The sequence below is a fragment of the Pseudomonas sp. 5Ae-yellow genome, assembly GCF_014077575.1.
Lineage (GTDB): Bacteria > Pseudomonadota > Gammaproteobacteria > Pseudomonadales > Pseudomonadaceae > Halopseudomonas > Halopseudomonas neustonica.
Genome location: NZ_JACGWE010000112.1, coordinates 1 through 1,314 on the forward strand (window position 1 = coordinate 1; position 1,314 = coordinate 1,314).

Below are 1,314 nucleotides of genomic sequence, written 5' to 3' on the forward strand. Positions count from 1 at the left end.
TGTATGATTCAAAAACATAGGTAACACATCATTTCAAATACATGGGTTACACTTTTAACGTCCAATACGGAGTTAGATTCCCACCGGCTTTGCGCTGATCAAAGCCACCAAGCCTGACAGGCCCAAAGTAGATATCCCAAACACCGTCGTCAATTTGTTCAAGACCGACGTACTCCCCTTGCAGGTTATGCGATACGTATATCTGCCCCCCACCCCAGTAAATAACGCCGCTGCGTCTCACCTTCATGACCATGAAGTAACTGGGGTATTCAAGCACTGGCAGTTTCTTCGGATAGGGTCTGTCAGAAGTGGTGTAGCACAGCGCCGGTCGTTGCTGCGCCAGAGACTCGTGGGGGCGCTGCTCGTTGTAGTCACGTCGAAAGGCGTCCATGCGATCCTGCTTCTCCTTCATGGTCGCTGCGACGGGCTTTGCTACTGCGTCTTTCAAAGTACGGTGCATGCGCTCATGACAGCCATTTTGTTGTGGCCTGCCAGGCTTGATTCGCTCGGGAATGATGCCTAGCCGTATCCACCATACGGACAAAATGGAGAGACCACCGGGCGTCTTGGTGGCAAAGGGCACACCGTTATCGCTGCGAATCCGTTTGGGTAGACCATACTCGCGAAAAAGGCGTTCAAAGACACGCTTTGCGGGAATAGTGCTCGTCCCGGCAAGACCTTGGCAGCCCAATAAGAAACGACTCTGGTGGTCCATGACAGTCAGCGGAAAGCACCATTGTCCGCTGCGGAGCTTGAACTGGCCTTTGAAGTCCACACTCCATAGATCATTGGGCTCAGTGACGGGTGCGAACGGATTTGGATAAGGGCTAATCCGGCGCCTCACTCGACGCTCTTCGATCAATCCGTGGCGCTTGAGCACATTGTGGATGCTGGTCACAGAAGGCACCGCTATGTCAGGAAAGGCATCCAGCAACCGCTGTTGAATCTTTTTAGGACCCAAGGTCATACGACCGATCTGGCGGTTCTCGATGATAGCCTGCTGGATGGCATAGGGAATGGCGTCAGGATGCCGGTGAGGCTTGCGACTCTGATCGTAAAGCCCTTCTAGGCTAGCCGAACGATAGCGCTCCACCCACTTGTATCCGGTCTTGCGGCTAATGCCGTAACAGCGGCAAAGCTCAGCAAAAGAGCGGCGAGCACCTCGCAGATAGTCACCGATAAATAGCACACGTTCGTCCATAGGTTTCACTTCTCGCCAAGGCATGAGCACCTCCTGTCAGGTGCTCACTATTTAAGCAATGTGTTACCTATGTATTTGAATAGAACTGTTACCCATGTTCTTGAGTCGTACAC

Annotated in this window: 1 protein-coding gene; it reads right to left on the reverse strand. The window is 52.6% G+C overall.

The genetic code is table 11. The annotated features are described in order from the left end of the window. Nucleotides 1–46 precede the first annotated feature (46 nt). Complete coding sequence (locus H4J77_RS19480) at nt 47–1,225, reverse strand: integrase core domain-containing protein (RefSeq protein WP_123891518.1); 1,179 nt, start codon at nt 1,223–1,225, stop codon at nt 47–49. Nucleotides 1,226–1,314 lie beyond the last annotated feature (89 nt).

Bases quoted from the DNA above. Each gene is read 5' to 3' on its own strand.
- H4J77_RS19480 (WP_123891518.1), bottom strand. From the start codon at position 1,225: ATGCCTTGGCGAGAAGTGAAACCTATGGACGAACGTGTGCTATTTATC.